Here is a 19,985-nt window from a genome sequence, read left to right as displayed (position 1 = left end):
CCTACAGAAATGTGCATTGAGCCGATGGCGCAATGCGCCCACAATAGCACTCAAATTTCATACCGGCGCTGACGCCGGACATATTCATGCTTTTTAGGTATATGAGTGAGGGTTGCATCATGGAAAACTTTGTTCTTCACACCCCGACCAAAATTCTGTTCGGCCGAGATCAGATTGCCAACCTGCGCGATGAAATTCCGCCGCAGGCGCGCGTCCTGATCACCTACGGCGGCGGCAGCATTAAACGTAACGGCGTACTGGATCAGGTGCACGCCGCCCTGCACGGCCGTCACGTCTTCGAGTTTGGCGGCATTGAGCCGAATCCCCACTACGAAACCCTGATGCAGGCGGTGGAGATGGTGCATAACGAGAAGATCGACTACCTGCTCGCCGTCGGCGGCGGCTCGGTCATTGACGGTACCAAGTTTATCGCCGCCGCCGCAGACTACGTCGGCGATCCCTGGCACATCATGGAAACCGTCGGCAGCGACGTCACCCGCGCCATTCCTATGGGGGTGGTTCTCACCCTGCCGGCCACCGGATCTGAAATGAATATGGGCGCCGTGATCACCCGCAGCGCAACCGGTGATAAGCTGCACTTTATGTCCCCCTTTGTCATGCCGCGCTTTGCCGTGCTGGATCCACAGGTCACCTACACCCTGCCGCCACGTCAGATCGCCAACGGGGTCGTGGATGCCTTTGTACACATCGTGGAACAGTATCTGACCTATCCGGTCGATGCCCGCGTGCAGGATCGCTTCGCGGAAGGACTGCTGCAGACCCTGATCGAAGAGGGTCCGCGAGCGCTGCAGGAGCCGGAAAACTATGGGGTGCGCGCCAATATCATGTGGTGTGCCACCATGGCGCTCAACGGGCTGATCGGCGCCGGGGTTCCGCAGGATTGGTCTACCCATATGCTCGGCCATGAGCTGACTGCCATGCACGGGCTGGATCATGCCCAGACCCTGGCCATCGTGCTGCCCAACGTGCTGCAGCTGAAGCGCGATAAAAAACACACCAAGCTGCTGCAGTACGCCGAGCGGGTCTGGAATATCCACAGCGGCAGCGACGAGCAGCGCATTGACGCCGCCATCGACGCGACGCGAGCCTTCTTTGAGCAGATGGGGGTAAAAACTCGCCTGAGCGACTACGGCCTGGACGGCAGCACCATTCCGGCGCTGCTCGATAAGCTGCAGGAGCACCGCATGACCGCCCTGGGCGAGCACGGCGACATCACGCTGGAGCAGAGCCGCCAGATCTATCACGCGGCCCGCTGATCCCGCGCGCAACAAACAGAGCGGGCCGGCAAATGCCGGCCCGCTCTATCGTTGAGGCGTCAGCGACGCGCGCTACGCCTCTTCGCCGATATATTCCATCGCAACGCGTGAGGTCAGCTTGGTGATCAGCTCATAGGCGCTGATACCGGTACAGGCGGCCACTTTTTCAACCGGCAGCCCCGGTCCCCACATGATCACATTATCACCCACGCGATCCGCCGCCTGCGGCCCCAGATCGACCGAGATCATATCCATGGAGACCCGCCCCACGATCGGCACCTCTCGGCCATTGATCAGCACCGGCGTGCCCGACGGTGCGCTGCGCGGATAGCCGTCGCCGTAGCCTATCGCCACCACCCCGAGACGGGTATCACGCTGCGCCACCCAGGCGCCGCCGTAGCCCACCGGCTCGCCGGCCTTATGTTCGCGCACCGCGATCAGGCTAGACTGAAGGGTCATCGCCGGCTGCAGCCCGTAGTGATCGGCCGCCAGCGACAGATCCGCCTGCGGCGAGACGCCGTACATAATAATTCCCGGCCGCACCATGTCACGGTGCGACTGCGGCCACAGCAGGATCCCGCCGGAGGCGGCGATAGACTGCTCGCCCGCTTTCCCCTGCACAAAATCGTCGAAACAGGCCAGCTGCTGCTCGGTGCGCCCGCACTCCGGCTCATCGGCGCGGCTGAAGTGGCTCATAAAGTTTACCGGCTGGGCCACGTTAGGACAGGTGCACAGGCGACGATAAAACGCCTCGGCCTGCTCCGGGCGCACCCCAAGGCGATGCATGCCGGTGTCCAGCTTCATCCATACCTTAATCGGGCGCTCCAGACGGGCATTCTCCAACGCCTGCAGCTGTTCTTCGCTGTGTACCGCCGTTTCGATGTTATTGGCCACCAGCACCGGCAGATCGCTGGCGGAGAAAAAGCCCTCCAGCAGCAGGATCGGCTTGACGATCCCGCCGGAGCGCAGCATCAGCGCTTCGCCGATGCGCGCCACGCCGTAGCAGTCGGCCTGGTGGAGGATTTTGGCGGTCTCCAGCAGGCCATGCCCGTAGGCGTTGGCCTTCACCACGGCAATAAGGCGACTGTGCGGCGCAAACTTACGAATCTGCTGAAAGTTATGTCGCAGAGCGCGGCGATCAATGATGGCGGTTGCCGCTTTCATGTTGCTTCCTTGGTTCCATTAATGAGCTTGGTTGGATATCGGGTCGGGCGCACGGCGCCCGGCTCATGAAATTGTCCCACGGGCCGAGCGTGCGATCCGCCTTGGGCGCATGCGTCCCGTGGCGCCGCGCGCATCGGGCGCTTAGTCTTCATCGTTATAGGCCGGGCCCGCGTAGTTATCAAAACGCGACCACTGACCGTTAAAGGTCAGACGCACCGTCCCGATAGGGCCGTTACGCTGCTTGCCAAGGATGATCTCGGCAATGCCCTTCAGATCGCTGTTTTCGTGATAGACCTCATCGCGATAGATGAACATGATCAGGTCGGCGTCCTGTTCGATAGAGCCGGACTCGCGCAGGTCGGAGTTGACCGGGCGCTTATCGGCGCGCTGCTCCAATGAACGGTTCAGCTGCGACAGGGCCACCACCGGCACCTGCAGCTCTTTGGCCAACGCCTTGAGCGAGCGGGAGATCTCAGCGATCTCCAGCGTACGGTTATCCGACAGCGACGGCACTCGCATCAGCTGCAGGTAGTCGATCATGATCAGGCTTAAGCCGTCATGTTCGCGGAAGATGCGCCGCGCGCGCGAACGCACCTCCGTCGGGGTCAGGCCAGAGGAGTCGTCAATATACATATTGCGCTTCTCTAGCAGCAGCCCCATGGTGCTGGAGATCCGCGCCCAGTCCTCATCGTCCAGCTGCCCGGTACGGATACGGGTCTGATCGACGCGGGAGAGCGACGCCAGCATACGCATCATGATCTGTTCGCCGGGCATCTCCAGGCTGAAGATCAGCACCGGCTTTTCCTGCGTCATCGCCGCGTTTTCACACAGGTTCATCGCGAAGGTGGTCTTACCCATCGACGGACGCGCCGCCACGATGATTAAATCAGACTTCTGCAGCCCGGCGGTCTTTTTGTCCAGATCCTGGTAGCCGGTCGATACCCCCGTCACCCCGTCGTGAGGACGCTGGTACAGCTGCTCAATACGCGACACCGTATCTTCCAAGATGCGGTCGATGCTCTTCGGTCCCTCATCCTTACTGGCGCGGTTTTCCGCGATCTGAAACACCCGAGACTCGGCCAGATCCAGCAGATCTTCGCTGCTGCGCCCCTGCGGATCGTAGCCGGCGTCGGCGATCTCATTGGCAACGGCGATCATCTCCCGCACCACCGCGCGCTCGCGTACGATATCGGCATAGGCGTTGATGTTGGCGGCGCTGGGGGTATTCTTGGACAGCTCGGCCAGATAGGCGAAGCCGCCGACGCTATCCAGGTGTCCCTGCTGCTCCAGCGACTCCGACAGGGTGATCAGATCGATTGGGCGCCCCTGCTCCAGCAGGCGCTGCATCTCGCCGAAGATCAGGCGATGGGGGCGACTGTAAAAGTCATTGGAGACCACCCGCTCGGCCACATGATCCCAGCGTTCGTTATCCAGCATCAGGCCGCCGAGAACGGACTGTTCAGCCTCCAGAGAGTGCGGGGGCAGCTTAAGCCCCTCCATCTGGCGATCGCGGGGTGCCTCGCGGGATTTACTGCCGGGATTGTTTCCTGCCATAGTGGAAATGCTTTACCTGTTGTGAGCCTGTGACGCGCGACAGTATAACCAATGCCGACGCCCGGCGCATGGATAAGTCATAGGCGTTCATCGGGAGGAACAGGGGGGGATATACCACCCCATATGGCATATGGGGCGATAAAATTAAAACGGGAGCCCGTGTGACCATGGCTCCAAAGGCTTAGCGCAGGATCTCGATCCGATCGACATCGACGCTGCTCTGTTCGGCCATCTCCTTATCCACCGTTCCATACAAACGCAGGCGATTTTGCGGCGTGACCTGAATCCCCCGCCACTCATCGTTATCAATTTCAACCATGGTTTCACCCTTCGCATCGCTGAATACGTAATGCTCTCCGCCTAGGCTACGGACGATCTTCCCCTCTAACACGACCGGCTTATCGTCCTGCATCCACGTATACCCATTAATCTCTGCGGTGCTCACGGCCCCCGCCGCCGGCCCAGAGAATCCCCCGGAGCCATAGCCTGCGGCGCTCCCGTTGAATCCAGCATAAGCATGCACGCTCAATAATAAGACCAATAATACAGCACCTTTTTTATACATATATGGCTCCTTACTCTCCGTGGTATTGAGCCGCTATTTTTACAATAAGATCTTAAGAAATTATTAATTAAATCATGAGGAAATGTGGTTAATAAGACGCAGGTTTTCGCAGCGCGCGGTACAGCCAGACCACCACGATCGCCAAGGCCAGCCACGGCAGCAGCTTGATGACCAGGACAAACAGCCCGCCAAATACCAGCAACAGCGCCGCGACGGCCAGCGCGGCAATCACCCCCAACAGCGATATGCCGGTCAGCAGCAGCATCATAAAAAAAGCCAGGACAAACATCACTTCCAGCATCGACTTCTCTCCATTCCGTCACGACGACGGTCTCTCCGAGAATATCCAAAATCCATGCCAATGTTTAAAACAGCGTTAACCCATTGATTCAATAAAAATGCCAGCGACATCGCGCTGGCAGAGGGGTATCGATTGTGATGAAAATCACCAACTGTTGGTCAAATTACTCAGCGCGGCGATCCACGAAGCGCAGCGCCTGCTCCACGACGTCGATACCGGCGCCCGGGCGATGGGCGTTCTCGCTCAGGTGACGGCGCCACTGGCGCGCGCCGGGGATCCCCTGAAAGAGCCCCAGAATATGACGCGTGATATGGCCCAGGTAGGTCCCCTGCGCCAGCTCTCGCTCGATATAGGGATAGAGCGCCCGCACCACCGCCACGCTGTCCGGCACCGCCGCGTCGGCATCGAACAGCTGACGATCGACCTGGGCCAGGATGCCCGGATTATGGTAGGCCTCGCGCCCCATCATCACCCCGTCGACGTGCTGCAGGTGCGTCAGCGCCTCATCCAGACGCTTTACGCCGCCGTTAAGGGCGATGGTGAACTGCGGAAAATCCTGCTTGAGGCGATACACCCGCGGATAGTCCAGCGGCGGCACCTCGCGATTCTCCTTGGGACTCAGCCCCGACAGCCACGCCTTGCGGGCGTGGACGATAAAGGTATCGCACTCCCCCTGACCGGCCACGGTGCCGATAAAATCGCACAGAAACGGGTAGCTATCCTGCGCATCGATCCCGATGCGGGTCTTTACGGTCACCGGGATCGAAACGACATCGCGCATCGCCTTCACGCAGTCGGCCACCAGCTGCGCCTCGCCCATCAGGCAGGCGCCAAAGCGGCCGTTTTGCACCCGATCCGACGGACAGCCTACGTTCAGGTTGATCTCATCGTAGCCGCGCGCTTCGGCAAGGTGGGCGCAGCGGGCCAGATCGGCCGGGTTGCTGCCGCCCAGCTGCAGCGCCAGCGGGTGCTCCTCTTCGCTGTAGGCCAGATAGTCACCCTTACCGTGGATAATCGCGCCGGTGGTCACCATTTCGGTATACAGCAGGGTTTGACGGCTCAGCAATCGGTGAAAATAGCGGCAATGGCGATCGGTCCAATCCAGCATCGGGGCGATGGAGAACCGCTGTGAGGGGAATACACCCGCCTGATCCCGCCCGCGGGCGCCCGTCGCTTGTTCAATATGTGCTGCCTGAGTCATTGCTTGTTCGCCGTATCCCATATGATAGATGTGCCTCATTTACCCACCGTCGCGCCGGGTAGCGCACGGGGCGGCGATTCTAGCATACCTGCCCTGCGCGCAAAAAGCGCACATCGGGCCCTTCCCCCGCGCTACGCCCTACTCCGTCGCACGCGCCCCCTGCCGCGCGCCCGGCGAGAGGAAAATGTGGCTGATAAAGTCGGGCCGGTTATGGTCCAGCCCCAGCTTATTTCCCAGCGTTCGCTTGCAGTACACCACCGCCTGCTCATGGATCCCCAGCAGGCGAGCGGTCATGGCCGTACTGTTATGGTAAGAGAGGCTGAGCAGCACCGCGGCTTCGCGCAGGGTGACCCCGCGCTGGTAGAGCGTCATCAGGCCAAAGGCATTTAGCCGGGCGTGCACCGTCTCGCCGGCGCCCCAGCAGGCGTCCGGCGCGCCGCGCGAATAGGGCAGAAAATAGAGATCCAGCGGATGAAACGTCCGCCGCTGAATATGGCGGTAAAACCCATCGTAGCTCAGCGCGTGGGCGTTATTAAAAAAACGGGCAATCAGCTGAGTCAGATAGCTCTCCCGCCGATTAATGATGATCACCGGCGTCAGGCTATGACGGCGCACCCTCTCCACGGTCTGCAGCAAATGATTACGCTGCCGATCCGTCACCAGCAGACTGCCGGTCCGCTGCAGCGCACTGAGTATGCGGGGGGAAAACGGAACCGCGTCCGGCAGCGAAATAATGGTGAACTGCCGCCGGTACAGCGCCACTATCGCCTGACGCAGCGGCCAGTGTTCGATCGCTAAAATAAGATCCATGTCTACTTTACCCTTCCCTGAGACCGATATCGCGCGCGCTCAGTTTTACGCAGCGTCCCTACGACGGCGTTGATATAAAAGTTATTTTTATAAAAGCGCGGCATTATATATTTTTGTTGTTTATATTTTTATTTCTACGGACCGGTGAATCATTATTACTTTTAAATATTAGTTATTTTTATTATCTCGCTTAGAGATATACGAATAATGTAATTATCGAATGGGCGCGTTCGCGTCACAGCCTGATCCATTGCCAACGGTGAGCAGCGCAGGGCTAAATTACCCGCTCCGTACGTCAGCGTCTGCCGTCGATATGTATTTCAGATGATAAAATAACAAGGTTTAAACAACGGACCGACGCCGAAGCGGCCGCGAGGCGCTTCGGGGCATCGCGCTAACTGTGGTAAAATGGCGTCACACTATTGGCAGGGAACCGCGACCATGACCACCCCCACTTTGCAGCGACTGCTGGCCCAGGCAGAACAGATCTGTCGGCAGCGCAATGTCCGCCTGACGCCCCAGAGGATGGAGGTGCTGCGCCTGATGGCCGCTCAGCAGGGCGCCATCAGCGCCTACGATCTGCTGGATTTGCTACGGGTATCCGAGCCCCAGGCTAAGCCCCCGACCATCTATCGGGCGCTGGATTTCCTGCTGGAGCAGGGTTTTATCCACAAGGTCGAATCAACCAACAGCTATGTGATGTGCCACCATCTCGATGAGCCGTGTCACACCTCAGCCCTGTTTATCTGCCACCGCTGCGGCCAGGTTCATGAGCGTTCGGCCGACCTCCTGCAGCAGCAGCTGGAAACGCTGGCACAGCAGGCCGGTTTTACCCTGCAGCACAGCGTCATCGAGGCCCATGGCCTGTGTCACGCCTGTGCCCAGGCGCCCGACGGCGAAACGTCGGCCCGCTAACGCCATCGGCGGCGGACTACGCCGCCCCGGCGGGGAACCAGCGCTGCGCGCGCCAGCAGCGGCGCCAGATCAGCCACAGGGACAGGCCGCGCAGCGTCAAAAACACCGCCAGCGCCAGCCACAGCCCGTGATTACCCAACCACGGTATGCTCAGCAGCGTCATACCGTATCCCAGGGCCGCTACCGCCATGCTGTTACGCATATCGGCCCCGCGCGTCGCACCGATAAACATGCCGTCCAACAGGTAACACCACACCCCCAGCAGCGGCAGCACGACCTGCCAAGGCAGGTAGTCGAGCGCCAGAGACTGTACCTGCGGCAAAGAGGTCAACAGATTGACGATATCGCGCCCAAACAGGCCGTAGGCCAGCGCAAACAGCAGTGCAACCGCCCCCGCCTGGCGGCAGGCGGCGCGCCATACCCGACGCAGCGCCGAGGCGTCGCGGGCGCCATAGGCCTGACCGGAGTAAGCCTCGACGGCATAGGCAAAACCATCCAGCGCATAGGCGGTAAAGGTCAGCAGATTCATCAACACCGCGTTGACGGCCACGACGTCGGCCCCCATCCGCGCGCCGATCACCGTCAGCGAGGCAAAACACAGCTGCAGCAGCAGGGAGCGCAGCATGATATCGCGGTTCAGCGCCAGCAGGCGGCGCAGGTTTCCACGCCAGGCGCGCCGGAAATGCGCCCGACGTAGCCCGCGCAGGCGCATCACATGCAGCAGCAGCGCGACCCCCATCAGCAGCGTGACATAGTCGGCAATCACCGTCGCCCAGGCGGCACCGGCCACCTTCCAGCCCAGTCCCACCACCAGCCACAGATCCAGCGCGATATTCACCGCGTTGCCGACGATCAGCAGCAGCACCGGCGCCCGGGCGTACTGCACCCCCAGCAGCCAGCCCAGAATCACCAGGTTGGCCAGGGTCGCCGGCGCGCTCAGCCAGCGAATCTGCATAAACAGCTGCGCCTGCGTCTGTATCGCGGCCTCGGCGCCGACGATCTGCAGCATCAGCGCGCTCAGCGGCTGACGCAGCAGGATGATGCCCACCCCGGCCAGCAGGGCCATGATCAGCGGCTGCACCAACGCCCGCGCCAGCGCCGGGCGATCGGCGGCGCCAAACGCCTGGGCACACAGCCCGGTGGTGCTCATGCGCAAAAATAGCAGCAGCATAAACAAAAAGGTGGTGGCCATGCTGCCCACCGCCACGCCGCCCAGATAAACCGGCGAGTCCAAATGGCCGATCACCGCCGTGTCGACGATACCCAGCAGGGGAACGGAGACATTCGACAGAATCATCGGCAGCGCCAGGCGCCACAGCGCCTTGTCTTCCTGGAAAAAGCCTCGCATCACATCGCTCTCATCGTTGGGCCGGATCGCGCCGGCGCGGCGCGCTGACGCCGCAAAAAAAAAGACCCCGCGAGCCGAAGGATCGCGGGGTGGGGGCCGGGGTAACGCGCTGGCCTGGAGGCGCAGAGGCGCTACGCTCCGGGGCGGGGTACAGCCTAGATCCAGTCGCCGTTGCGGATCACGCCGACGGCCAGCCCCTCAATGGTGAAGTTCTGCTCGCGCAGATCGACGACGATAGGCTGGAAGTCGCTATTTTCCGGCAGCAGCTGCACCATATTCCCTTGTTTTTTAAGGCGCTTAACGGTCACCTCATCCTCAATGCGCGCGACGACCACCTGACCGTTGCGGACATCCTGGGTCTTGTGCACCGCCAGCAGGTCGCCGTCCAGGATACCGATATCGCGCATCGACATGCCGTTGACCCGCAGCAGGAAGTCGGCGCTGGGCTTAAACAGCGACGGGTCGACCTGGTAAAATCCTTCGATATGCTGCTGCGCCAACAGCGGCTCGCCGGCGGCCACCTGGCCAATCAGCGGCAGCCCCGTCTCATCTTCCATCAGCAGGCGGATACCGCGCGACGCGCCGGAGACAATCTCGATCACCCCTTTGCGCTGCAGCGCCTTCAGGTGCTCCTCGGCGGCGTTGGGTGAACGGAAACCGAGGCGCTGGGCAATCTCGGCACGCGTCGGCGGCATGCCGGTTTGTTCGATATGATCGCGAATCAGATCGTAGACCTGCTGCTGCCTGGCCGTAAGTGCTTTCATTCCGCCCCCTGTTCGTTTATACAGTTTTGCTGTGAGTATATACAGGTAGCGGATAATTTAAAACCGCGAAATACACAAAACGCCGGCCCCGGCGTGCTTTCCGCCGCCGCCAGACGGCGCTCAGCTTTTCCCCTGCGCTCGGTAAATACGCTGCGGACGGCCCACCTTGCCATAGACGATTTCCGCCACAATCTGCTGACGCGCCGCACAGAACTCCAGGTAGCGCCGCGCCGTCGTACGGCTCAGCATCAGGCTCTGCGCCACGCTTTCGGCGGTATGGCGTACCGTATCGTCCACAAACAACCCCTGCACCTTCTCCAGCGTCAGGGCATCGATGCCGACCGGCAGATCCTCTTTGCTGTCGCCGCGCGCATAGGCGTTATACATGCTGTCTATCTGACGCTGGCTAGCATTCTGATGCCCGCTGAGCATGCTGTTGCGCTGCTGATAGCGCTCCAGCGTCTGCCCCAGGCGCTCGTAGGCGATGGGTTTGATCAGGTAGTCGAAGGCGCCGCTGCGTACCGCCTCGGAGACGGTGTCCATGTCGCTGGCGGCGGTGGTCAGCACCACCCCGCCCGGATAGCGCTGCTGGGTCAGCTCATGCAGCAGATGCACCCCGACGCCATCCGGTAAATAGTTATCCAACAGCACCAAATCCGGGTGAAAACTTTTAATCATCGCCCGGGCCTGAGCCAGATTGCCGGCCAGCCACAGCTGGCCGCAGCAGGGATGATTGCGGATAAACTCCGCGTGCATCTCAGCCAGCGGCGTTTCATCCTCGACGATTAATATATTGATTTTATTCATGTTCACTCTTCACCTTCGGGATAAAAACAGAAAATAGAGTGCCATAGGGCTGGTTGTCCTCCAGCGTAATGGTGCCTCCGCAACGCCCGACATAGCGGGCAATAAGGTACAGGCCAATGCCGTGCTCCCCCGGCTCTTCCGCCTTGGTGCTCACGCCCTGCTCAAAAATTTTGTCTTTCAGGGTATCCGGGACGCCGCAGCCCTGATCGGCCACTTCAATGATGACCTCGCTGCCCTCATCCGACAGATAGACCTCCACGCAGCCGCCCCCCTGTGGGTTCTTCAAACTGGCATCGAAGGCATTATCCAATAGATTGCCCAATACCGCCGCAAACTCCGTGCTGTCCAGCCCCGCCGGCAGCGCATGCAGCTGGCTGCCGTCGACGATGGTCAGCGTCAGCCCCAGCTCGCGCGCCCGATGCACTTTACCAAACAGCAGCCCGGCGACCACCTTGTCGCTGAACGCATCGCGCAGACGGTCGATCAGCTGCTGCTGCGCCTGCGATGCACCGCGCACCATCTCCAGCGCCCGATCGTACTCCTTCATCTGCAGCAGCCCGCTTAGCGTCGACATCCAGTTGAGGTGCTCATGGCGCACGGTGCGCAGGCTGTCGACATACTGACGGATCTGGGTCAGCTGGGCGTTAAGCGTATTGATATCATCCTTGCTACGGAAGCTGATAATCGCGCCGAGCAGCGTATCGCCGTCGTCGGAGCGGATGGTCGCCCGGTTGGCTATCACGCTCAGCCCGTTAAAGGTGAGAATGGCATCGCGCCGATCTTCATTGATGCGATCGGTGAAAAAGCCCGACGGCGAAACCACCTGGCTTATCGGCTGCCCCAGCCACTGGCGACCCGGCGCGCTTAGCCCCAGCATTTTGCGAGCATTGCGATTTATTGCCGTGATCTGTCCGTCAGGATCGACCGCAATCAGGCCCTCAAAGACCGCGCCGAACAGGGCCTCCATCTGACGCACCACCCGGGCTATCTGGCGCGGCTCCATCCCCATCATCTGTCGTCGGATATGCGCGGCAAATAGCCAGGAGAGCAGCATCAGCAGCAGCAGCACGCACACGAAGACCCCGGCCATGGGCAGCAGAAAGTCCAGGCGCCAGCTATCGATCTTGCTGACCAGATAGCCCAGGGAAACGACCCCGATCACCTGCCCCTGATGATCGAAAATGGGCGTTTTCGCGCGCAGCGCCTGGCCCAGAGAGCCTTTGCCTGAGATAAAGTAGCTCTCGCCCTTTTCAATGGCGCCCGGCTTATTGAACTGCATCTTGTGGCCGATTTTAGCCGGATTGGGGTGATACAGACGAATAGCGTTCCGATCGCCGATGACCACATAGTCAAAGTCAGTCCCGGTTCCCAGACGATCGGCAATCAACGCTAGACGGTGGGTATCGCGATCCTTCACCCCATCCACGATGCTGTCCATCGATGCGATGATCTTGGCCTGGTTCATCGCCATATCACGCACCTGCCTCATCATGTAGTCTTCAAAGCTGGCTGACAGGTACTTCCCCAGCGCGGCAAACAGGCAGCAGGAAACCAGCAGTAACAGTAAAAAAATACGCAGGGGGAACGCCATACGGCGAAAGAAATTCACCGCACTGTTATTCGGCATTCTTACCATCGTTACCTCACCTTTTAATACGTTTCGCTTACCTTTGAACGACTCAAATGTAATCGTTTTGTTTCCTGACACTCTGGCCATAATGCTTTTCTACTTTTGCAGATTATCGCTATTAAACTAATTAAGCAAATAAAAACCAGTCTATAAAAATCTTTATTTTAAATTACGAAGATAAAAACTATTAAGGCGATTTAAAACTGCTTTCCGTTTGTGAATCAGGTCAAAAATTCCCACCCGATTCCTATTTAGGATTAATTTAACAACAGCCAAGGGGAATAAAAATAGGCAGAAAAGTTTTATTACCTTTGATTGAAAATGAAAAGTTATTGAGTTGATAAAAGATACATTTATTTAACGTAACCATCGCGACGCAGAGCAGGAATCCTTATGTTCAGCAATACTGTTTTCACCCAGATTAAGCGCTCTGAGCAAAAAAGGATTGCCGACATCACTCATTTTCTGCGTGAAAATGGCCTCAACATTGATACATCAGTAGAAATATTTATTTGCGCACAGCGGGATAACAAAATCATCGCCTGCGGCGGTATCGCCGGCGATATCATAAAGTGTGTCGCCATCAGCGCCACCGCCCGCGGCGAAGGATTAGCCCTGACGCTGGCCACCGAATTGGTCAACCTGGCCTATGAATTAGGACGGAATAATCTTTTCATCTATACAAAAGAAGAAAACGAAGAGATGTTCCACCAGTGCGGTTTCTCTACCATTACCCGGGTTCCCGGGATTATGGTTCTGATGGAAAACAGTAAAGTACGTCTTCAACGCTATGCCGAAACATTAGCGACGCTGCGCCACCCAGGGAAAAAAATCGGTGCCATCGTGATGAACGCTAACCCGTTCACCAACGGACACCGTTACCTCGTCCGACAGGCCGCCAGTCAATGCGACTGGCTACACCTGTTTTTAGTCCGTGAGGATACCTCACGCTTTCCTTATGAAGATCGGCTGGCGCTGGTACGCTCCGGCGTTAGTGATATCGCCAATATCACGCTGCACCCGGGCTCTGAATACATCATCTCCCGCGCCACCTTCCCCTGCTATTTCATTAAAGAGCAGGGGGTAGCCGACAACTGCTACACCGAAATCGATATCAAGATATTCCGGCAGTATCTGGCGCCGGCACTGGGCATTACCCACCGCTTCGTCGGGACGGAGCCCTTCTGCCCGGTCACCGCCAAATACAATCAGGATATGCGTTACTGGCTGGAAACTCCGGCGCTGCCCTCTCCGCCGATCCATCTGGTTGAAGTGGCCAGGCTGACCTATCACAACACCCCCATTTCAGCCTCTTGGGTACGCAAGCTGCTGGTACGCAAAGATCTTCCGGCAATCACCCCACTGGTACCCGACGCGACGCGGGCCTATCTGGCCCGGCTGATCGCATCGATGCCGGCGGGTGCGGAGCGCCGGCCCCAGGAATCCGTCTTAGTTACAGGTGACAAATGAAAATAAACCACGCAGCCGTCGCCGGCACCCTAGAGTCGAGCGACGTGATGGTGCGCATCGCGCCCATTGAAGACGACCAGGCTCTCGATCTGCAAATTAGCAGCAGCGTCGAAAAACAGTTTGGCGACGCCATCCGCGCCACCGTGCTGGACGTCCTCAACCGCTACCAGGTTCGCGGCGTACAGCTGATCGTTGACGATAAAGGCGCGCTCGACTGTGTCCTGCGCGCACGTCTGGAAACCCTGCTGGCGCGCGCCGCCGATCTGGTCAGCCTGCCTTGGGAGGATCGCGCATGACACCGCAACAGAAAACCCGCACCCGTCGCAGCATGCTGTTTGTTCCCGGCTCCAACGCCGCCATGCTGAGCAACGCCTTTATCTATAAAGCCGATGCGCTGATGTTTGACCTGGAGGACTCCGTGGTGCTGCGTGAAAAAGACGCCGCCCGCCGTCTGGTCTACCACGCGCTGCAGCATCCTCTGTACCACGATATCGAAACCATCGTGCGCGTGAATGCCCTGGACTCCGCGTACGGCGTCGCCGATCTCGAGGCCGTCGTGCGCGCCGGCGTTGACGTCGTGCGCCTGCCGAAAACCGACTCGGCCGACGACGTCATCGCTATCGAAAACGAAATCGCCCGCATCGAACGTGCCTGCGGACGCGAGGTGGGCAGCACCGGCCTGCTGGCCGCCATCGAGTCAGCCCAGGGGATCACCCAGGCCGTGGCCATCGCCCACGCCTCCCCGCGCCTGATCGGGATTGCGCTCGGCGCCGAAGACTATGTGCGCAATCTGCGCACGGAGCGCTCGGCAGAGGGCATCGAACTGCTGTTCGCCCGCTGCAGCATCCTGCAGGCGGCCCGCTCCGCCGGCATCCAGGCCTTTGACACCGTCTACTCCGATGCCAACAACGATGAGGGCTTCCTGCGCGAAGCGTCCCATATCAAACAGCTGGGCTTTGACGGTAAATCGCTGATCAACCCGCGTCAGATCGAGCTGCTGCACAACCTGTACGCGCCGACGCAGAAAGAGGTCGATCACGCCCGTCTGGTGGTCGACGCCGCCGAAGCCTCCGCCCGCGAAGGACGCGGCGTGGTTTCCCTGAACGGCAAGATGGTTGACAGCCCGGTGATCGAGCGCGCGCGTCTGGTACTTTCCCGCGCGGCCCTGTCCGGCATCCGTGAAGAATAAGGCGATAAAGATGACACAAGATACCCAACGAAACGCCCGCGTAGCCGCCTTTAGCCAACGGGACGGCGCGCTGCCGGCCTTCAACGACGTCAGCAAGGCGCAGTACCACGACGGTCGCGCGCGCGATCGCAAGCTGTGCACCTCTCTGGAAGAGGCCATCCGTCGCAGCGGCCTGCGCGACGGCATGACCATCTCCTTCCACCACGCCTTCCGCGGCGGCGATCTGACCCTGAATCAGGTGATGGACGCCATCGCCGCCATGGGCTTCAAAGATCTGACCCTGGCCTCCAGCTCCCTGAGCGACTGCCATGCGCCGCTGGTCGGCCATATTCGCAATGGCGTGGTACGCAAGATCTACACCTCTGGCCTGCGCGGCCCGCTGGCTGACGCCGTCTCCCACGGCCTGCTCGACGAACCGGTGCAGATCCACTCCCACGGTGGCCGAGTGCACCTGATCGACAGCGGCGAGCTGAGCATCGACGTCGCCTTTCTCGGGGTGCCGGCCTGCGACGCCTTCGGTAACGCCAACGGCTATACCGGCAACGCCTGCTGCGGGTCGCTGGGCTACGCCCGCGCCGATGCCGAAGCGGCCAACAGCGTCGTCCTGCTGACCGAGGAGATTCTGCCTTACCCGCACAACCCGGCCAGCCTGACGCAAGACCAGGTCGATCTGATCGTCCAGATCGATCACGTCGGCGACGCCAGCAAGATCGGCGCTGATGCCACCCGCATGACCTCTAACCCGCGTGAGCTGCTGATCGCCCGCAGCGCAGCAGAAGTAATCGCTCACTCCGGTTACTTTAACGAGGGCTTCTCGCTGCAGACCGGCACCGGCGGCGCCTCACTGGCCGTGACCCGCTTCTTGGAAGACAAGATGCGTCGCGCCGATATTCGCGCCGACTTTGCCCTGGGCGGCATTACCTCCACCATCGTCGATCTGCACGAGAAGGGATACATCCGTAAGCTGCTCGATGTGCAGAGCTTCGACCGCGCCGCCGCGGGCTCCCTGGCACGCAACCCGAACCACATCGAAATCAGCGCCAACCAATACGCCAACTGGAGCTCCAAAGGCGCATCGGTCGACCGTCTTGACGTGGTGGTGCTGAGCGCGCTGGAAGTGGACACTCACTTCAACGTTAACGTCCTGACCGGCTCCGACGGCGTTCTGCGCGGTGCCTCCGGCGGCCACTGCGACACCGCCATCGGCTCCGCGCTCTCCATCATCGTGGCGCCGCTGGTGCGCGGACGCATACCGACCATCGTCGATAGCGTGCTGACCTGCGTCACCCCCGGCTCCAGTATCGACATCCTGGTCACCGACCACGGCATCGCCGTCAACCCGGCGCGCCCGGAGCTGGCGCAGCGTCTGCGCGACGCCGGCCTGCCGTTGGTCAGCATCGAGTGGCTGCGCGATCGCGCGCTCTCCCTAACCGGCGAGCCGAAGCCGATCGCCTTTACCGACAAGGTTGTGGCCGTGGTGCGCTACCGCGATGGCAGCGTTATTGACGTGGTTCGCCAGGTCAAGGAATAAGCGATGATGACCCTGCTCCCCCATTTGGCGGCCAGCCATACCGTCACCCTACCGGAACTGCTCCTCAGCCGTGAATGCAGGCAGTCCCGGCAGGCGGCATGGCTGACCCGCCATACCTGTACGCTGATCTCCTTTACCGTGGTCGCCCCCGGCCCGGTCAAGGATAGCCCGCTGACGCGCCGCATCTTCAATGCGGGCATCGCGGCGCTGAACCAGCTAGCACAGCGTCAGGAATGGCCCCTGCGGGAGCAGCGTTCACTGGAGTTAGCCACCGGCCCGGAAGGGCTGATGGCCATCGATGCGCCGGCCGAGCAGGTCAAACGGGCGGCCATCGCACTGGAGCAGGCCCACCCCCTGGGTCGGCTCTGGGATATGGATGTCTTGGCCAGCGACGGACAGATCCTGTCGCGCAGCGATTATCAGCTGCCGGCCCGCCGCTGCCTGATTTGCCAACGCCCCGCCGTGCTGTGCGCCCGCGAGCGCCGCCACGACGTGGCCCAACTTCTCGCCCATATGGAGGCACTGGTTCACGATGCAACACCCGACAACGTATAGTCCGCATCGCCTTTCCCTGAGCCAGGCCTGTCGCCACTATGCCACGCTGGGCTGGCGCGCCATGCTGGCCGAGGTCAATCTGACGCCCAAGCCAGGGCTGGTCGATCGCCACAACAGCGGCGCCCACCGCGACATGGCCCACAGCGACTTTGTGCGTAGCGCCGATGCCATCGCCCCCTGGCTGGCTCGCTTTGTCGAATACGGCGCCGACAGCGCCGCGCTGGACGGCGGCAGCGTATTGCCCGGCCTGCGCGCGCTCGGCATCGCCTGCGAGGCGGACATGTTTCGCGCGACCGCCGGCGTCAATACCCATAAGGGCAGCATCTTTTCTCTCGGCCTGCTGTGCGCCGCCGCCGGGCGCAGCCACCAGCGCGGCCACCCCATTACCCCCGCGCGGCTGTGCGGCTATGCGGCTCAGTTTTGCCGCGGGCTGGTCGCGCGCGAGCTGGCTCCCCTGCGCCCGGCGCAGGCGTCCACGGCCGGACAGCGTCTGTTTATGACGCTGGGCATTACCGGCGCCCGCGGCGAGGCGGAGGCCGGCTACCCCCTGGTGCTGAATCTGGCGCTTCCCCATTACCAGCGGACGCTGGCCGCCGGACGCGATCCGGAGCTGGCGCTGCTCGATACCCTGGTGCAGCTGATGGCGCATAACCAGGATACCAATGTCGCGGCGCGCGGCGGCGAGGGCGGGCTGCGCTGGATGCAGCAGCGCGCCGCCGCGCTACTGGCAACCGGCGGCATCCGCACCCCGGCCGATCTGCAGGCGCTACACCGCTTTGACGCCGAGTGTATTGACCGTCACCTGAGCCCGGGCGGCAGCGCGGATCTGCTGATCCTCACCTGGTTTCTGGCTCACCTCTGTTACCCGATTTTGCAAGCTGAACATTAAAAATATCATCCTTACCGGAGTCATCAGTTATGTCCAAAGAGAAAATAGGGAAACTACTCGCGCCCCTCGTGGTGATGGGGATTATGTTTATGATCCCAGTCCCCGATGGCATGCCGCCGCAGGCCTGGCACTATTTTGCCGTGTTTGTCGCCATGATCGTCGGGATGATCCTTGAGCCCATCCCGGCCACCGCCATCAGCTTTATCGCCGTGACCATCGTCGTTATCGGTAACCAGTTCCTGCTGTTTGACGCCAAAGAGCTGGCCGATCCCGCCTTCAACGCCAGTAAACAGGCGCTGAAGTGGGGCCTGGCCGGCTTCTCCAGCACCACCGTGTGGTTGGTGTTCGGCGCCTTTATCTTTGCCCTGGGCTATGAGGTCAGCGGACTGGGTCGGCGTATCGCCCTGCTGCTGGTCAAGTTCATGGGTAAGCGAACGCTCACTCTCGGCTACGCCATCGTCATCATTGATATTCTGCTGGCGCCCTTTACACCGTCTAACACCGCGCGTACCGGCGGCACCGTCTTTCCGGTGATCAAAAACCTGCCGCCGCTGTTCGACTCCCATCCCAACGATCCCTCTTCACGCCGCATCGGTAGCTATCTGATGTGGATGATGGTGATCAGTACCAGCATCAGCTCCTCCATGTTCGTCACCGGCGCCGCGCCGAACGTACTGGGCCTGGAGTTTGTCAGTAAAATCGCCGGTATCCAGATCTCCTGGATGCAGTGGTTCCTCGGCTTCCTGCCGGTGGGGCTGCTGCTGCTGATCGTCGCCCCGTGGCTCTCCTACGTGCTGTACAAGCCGACCGTGACCCACAGCGAGCAGGTCGCCACCTGGGCCGGTAGCGCGCTGAAAGAGATGGGCGCCCTGACCCGCCGTGAAATCACCCTGATCTGCCTGGTGCTGCTGAGCCTGGCGCTGTGGGTCTTTGGTGATGATTTCATCAACGCCACCGCCGTCGCCCTGCTGGCGGTTGCCCTGATGCTGGCGCTGCACGTGGTGCCGTGGAAGGATGTCACCAAGTACAGCGGCGCCTGGAATACCCTGGTCAACCTGTCTACCCTGGTGGTGATGGCCAACGGGCTGACCCGCTCCGGCTTTATCGAATGGTTCGCCAAAACCATGAGCACCCATCTGGCCGGTTTCTCACCGACCGCGACGGTCATCGCCCTGGTGCTGGTGTTCTACTTCGCCCACTACCTGTTCGCCAGCCTGACCGCCCACACCGCCACCATGCTGCCGGTGATCCTGGCCGTCGCCCAAAGCATTCCGGGGGTTCCGATGGACCAACTGTGTCTGCTGCTGGTGCTCTCTATCGGCCTGATGGGCTGTCTGACCCCTTACGCCACCGGCCCGGGGATCATCATCTACGGCTGTGGCTATGTGAAATCTCAGGATTACTGGCGACTTGGCGCCATCTTTGGGGTTATCTATATCGCCGCGCTGCTGGGCATCGGTTGGCCTATCATGGCCATGTGGAACTAACCACTCGCCTAACGCCCATTGTGTTATGTCATAACCCCCTGCGCATCAGCGCGGGGGGTTATATTTTCCGACGCGGGCAACTGAGCATAAATCCATGGGCCCCCCTCTAAACGACACCTCGGTTACCAATGCGTCCACAGAATGCTGACCCAAACAAACAGCGCCAGCCACAGCGCCACGAATACCGCCGCCGATCCCATATCTTTGGCGCGGCCGGACAGCTCATGGCGCTCGCTGCCAATCCGATCCACCACCGCCTCTATGGCGCTGTTGAGGATTTCCAGGATCACCACCAGCGTCACGCTGCCGATCAGCAAAATGCGCTCGACCGCCGTGACGTCAAGCCAGCAGGCCAGCGCCACCGCGGCAGCCAGCAGCAGACTCTCCTGACGGAACGCCGCCTCATGGCGCCATGCCGCCTGCAGTCCTTTGATCGAGTAACCGGCCGCTTTAATGATTCGAGTCAAACCTGTAGTACTATTCATAGATAATCCATAACGATGAGCATTGGCGGGCATTTTAGCTGCT

General features: G+C 60.6%; 20 protein-coding genes. 9 read left to right on the top strand and 11 right to left on the bottom strand.

Annotation, left to right across the window (positions count from 1 at the left end; genetic code table 11):
- The first annotated feature begins 119 nt into the window (after positions 1-119).
- On the top strand, positions 120-1,277 hold the full coding sequence (gene yqhD / locus L1P05_RS01215; RefSeq protein ID WP_012847118.1) for an alcohol dehydrogenase: 1,158 nt from the start codon (positions 120-122) through the stop codon (positions 1,275-1,277).
- A gap of 72 nt (positions 1,278-1,349) precedes the next feature.
- Here the strand turns inward: yqhD and alr are convergent, their stop codons facing one another.
- The 6 genes from alr to L1P05_RS01185 all read right to left on the bottom strand — a co-directional run bounded on the left by alr (position 1,350) and on the right by L1P05_RS01185 (position 6,872).
- Complete coding sequence (alr, locus tag L1P05_RS01210; RefSeq protein WP_012847117.1) at positions 1,350-2,441, bottom strand: alanine racemase; 1,092 nt, start codon at positions 2,439-2,441, stop codon at positions 1,350-1,352.
- Positions 2,442-2,582: 141 nt separating this feature from the next.
- Entirely contained in the window at positions 2,583-3,995 is a 1,413-nt protein-coding gene (dnaB, locus tag L1P05_RS01205) for a replicative DNA helicase (RefSeq protein WP_012847115.1), read from the bottom strand.
- A gap of 181 nt (positions 3,996-4,176) precedes the next feature.
- The gene (locus L1P05_RS01200; RefSeq protein WP_012847114.1) at positions 4,177-4,560 is read right to left on the bottom strand and encodes a NirD/YgiW/YdeI family stress tolerance protein; all 384 of its coding nucleotides are present in this window, start codon (positions 4,558-4,560) and stop codon (positions 4,177-4,179) included.
- Between the two features lie 88 nt (positions 4,561-4,648).
- Positions 4,649-4,861 (bottom strand): envelope stress response protein PspG, encoded by a 213-nt coding sequence (gene pspG, locus L1P05_RS01195; RefSeq protein WP_012847113.1) that lies wholly within the window; start codon positions 4,859-4,861, stop codon positions 4,649-4,651.
- A 163-nt stretch (positions 4,862-5,024) separates the two neighbouring features.
- Positions 5,025-6,062 (bottom strand): tRNA dihydrouridine(20/20a) synthase DusA, encoded by a 1,038-nt coding sequence (gene dusA / locus L1P05_RS01190; protein ID WP_045474796.1) that lies wholly within the window; start codon positions 6,060-6,062, stop codon positions 5,025-5,027.
- Between the two features lie 138 nt (positions 6,063-6,200).
- Positions 6,201-6,872 (bottom strand): hypothetical protein, encoded by a 672-nt coding sequence (locus L1P05_RS01185; protein ID WP_012847111.1) that lies wholly within the window; start codon positions 6,870-6,872, stop codon positions 6,201-6,203.
- 441 nt (positions 6,873-7,313) lie between these two features.
- Here L1P05_RS01185 and zur point away from each other — a divergent pair, with 441 nt between their 5' ends.
- Complete coding sequence (gene zur, locus L1P05_RS01180) at positions 7,314-7,787, top strand: zinc uptake transcriptional repressor Zur (RefSeq protein WP_012847110.1); 474 nt, start codon at positions 7,314-7,316, stop codon at positions 7,785-7,787.
- A 16-nt stretch (positions 7,788-7,803) separates the two neighbouring features.
- Here zur and dinF read toward each other — a convergent pair whose 3' ends face one another.
- The 4 genes from dinF to dpiB form a co-directional block, all read right to left on the bottom strand.
- Positions 7,804-9,135 carry an MATE family efflux transporter DinF gene (dinF, locus tag L1P05_RS01175; protein ID WP_012847109.1) on the bottom strand — a complete coding sequence of 444 codons (1,332 nt, stop codon included), beginning with the start codon at positions 9,133-9,135 and terminating at the stop codon, positions 7,804-7,806.
- Positions 9,136-9,290: 155 nt separating this feature from the next.
- On the bottom strand, positions 9,291-9,899 hold the full coding sequence (lexA, locus tag L1P05_RS01170) for a transcriptional repressor LexA (RefSeq protein ID WP_012847108.1): 609 nt from the start codon (positions 9,897-9,899) through the stop codon (positions 9,291-9,293).
- Positions 9,900-10,019: 120 nt separating this feature from the next.
- Positions 10,020-10,706 (bottom strand): two-component response regulator DpiA, encoded by a 687-nt coding sequence (dpiA, locus tag L1P05_RS01165; protein WP_012847107.1) that lies wholly within the window; start codon positions 10,704-10,706, stop codon positions 10,020-10,022.
- Entirely contained in the window at positions 10,699-12,342 is a 1,644-nt protein-coding gene (dpiB, locus tag L1P05_RS01160; protein ID WP_012847106.1) for a sensor histidine kinase DpiB, read from the bottom strand. Before dpiB ends, dpiA begins: the two co-directional genes overlap by 8 nt.
- Positions 12,343-12,729: 387 nt before the next feature.
- Here dpiB and citC point away from each other — a divergent pair, with 387 nt between their 5' ends.
- Genes citC through L1P05_RS01125 form a run of 7 tightly spaced genes read left to right on the top strand, consistent with a single transcriptional unit; the run spans position 12,730 to position 19,457 of the window.
- The gene (gene citC, locus L1P05_RS01155; RefSeq protein ID WP_012847105.1) at positions 12,730-13,806 is read left to right on the top strand and encodes a [citrate (pro-3S)-lyase] ligase; all 1,077 of its coding nucleotides are present in this window, start codon (positions 12,730-12,732) and stop codon (positions 13,804-13,806) included.
- A complete protein-coding gene (citD, locus tag L1P05_RS01150) occupies positions 13,803-14,102 on the top strand; it encodes a citrate lyase acyl carrier protein (protein ID WP_012847104.1) in 300 nt (99 codons plus the stop codon). The genes citC and citD overlap by 4 nt, the downstream gene beginning before the upstream one ends.
- Positions 14,099-14,995: a citrate (pro-3S)-lyase subunit beta gene (gene citE / locus L1P05_RS01145; RefSeq protein ID WP_012847103.1), complete on the top strand. Its 897-nt coding sequence runs from the start codon at positions 14,099-14,101 to the stop codon at positions 14,993-14,995. Before citD ends, citE begins: the two co-directional genes overlap by 4 nt.
- A gap of 10 nt (positions 14,996-15,005) precedes the next feature.
- A complete protein-coding gene (gene citF / locus L1P05_RS01140) occupies positions 15,006-16,526 on the top strand; it encodes a citrate lyase subunit alpha (RefSeq protein ID WP_012847102.1) in 1,521 nt (506 codons plus the stop codon).
- A gap of 6 nt (positions 16,527-16,532) precedes the next feature.
- On the top strand, positions 16,533-17,081 hold the full coding sequence (citX, locus tag L1P05_RS01135; protein ID WP_226064226.1) for a citrate lyase holo-[acyl-carrier protein] synthase: 549 nt from the start codon (positions 16,533-16,535) through the stop codon (positions 17,079-17,081).
- A complete protein-coding gene (gene citG / locus L1P05_RS01130) occupies positions 17,059-17,970 on the top strand; it encodes a triphosphoribosyl-dephospho-CoA synthase CitG (RefSeq protein ID WP_012847100.1) in 912 nt (303 codons plus the stop codon). The genes citX and citG overlap by 23 nt, the downstream gene beginning before the upstream one ends.
- A gap of 29 nt (positions 17,971-17,999) precedes the next feature.
- Positions 18,000-19,457, top strand: a complete 1,458-nt coding sequence (locus tag L1P05_RS01125; protein ID WP_012847099.1) for an anion permease — start codon at positions 18,000-18,002, stop codon at positions 19,455-19,457.
- 122 nt (positions 19,458-19,579) lie between these two features.
- On the opposite strand, the gene L1P05_RS01120 is transcribed toward L1P05_RS01125, so the two are convergent.
- Positions 19,580-19,942 carry a diacylglycerol kinase gene (locus L1P05_RS01120; protein WP_015460730.1) on the bottom strand — a complete coding sequence of 121 codons (363 nt, stop codon included), beginning with the start codon at positions 19,940-19,942 and terminating at the stop codon, positions 19,580-19,582.
- Positions 19,943-19,985: the final 43 nt, after the last annotated feature.

This window comes from Edwardsiella piscicida (assembly GCF_021733145.1).
GTDB classification, from domain to species: domain Bacteria; phylum Pseudomonadota; class Gammaproteobacteria; order Enterobacterales; family Enterobacteriaceae; genus Edwardsiella; species Edwardsiella piscicida.
Note: the sequence above shows the minus strand (reverse complement) of the source record. Positions and strands in the feature narration are given on the sequence as shown.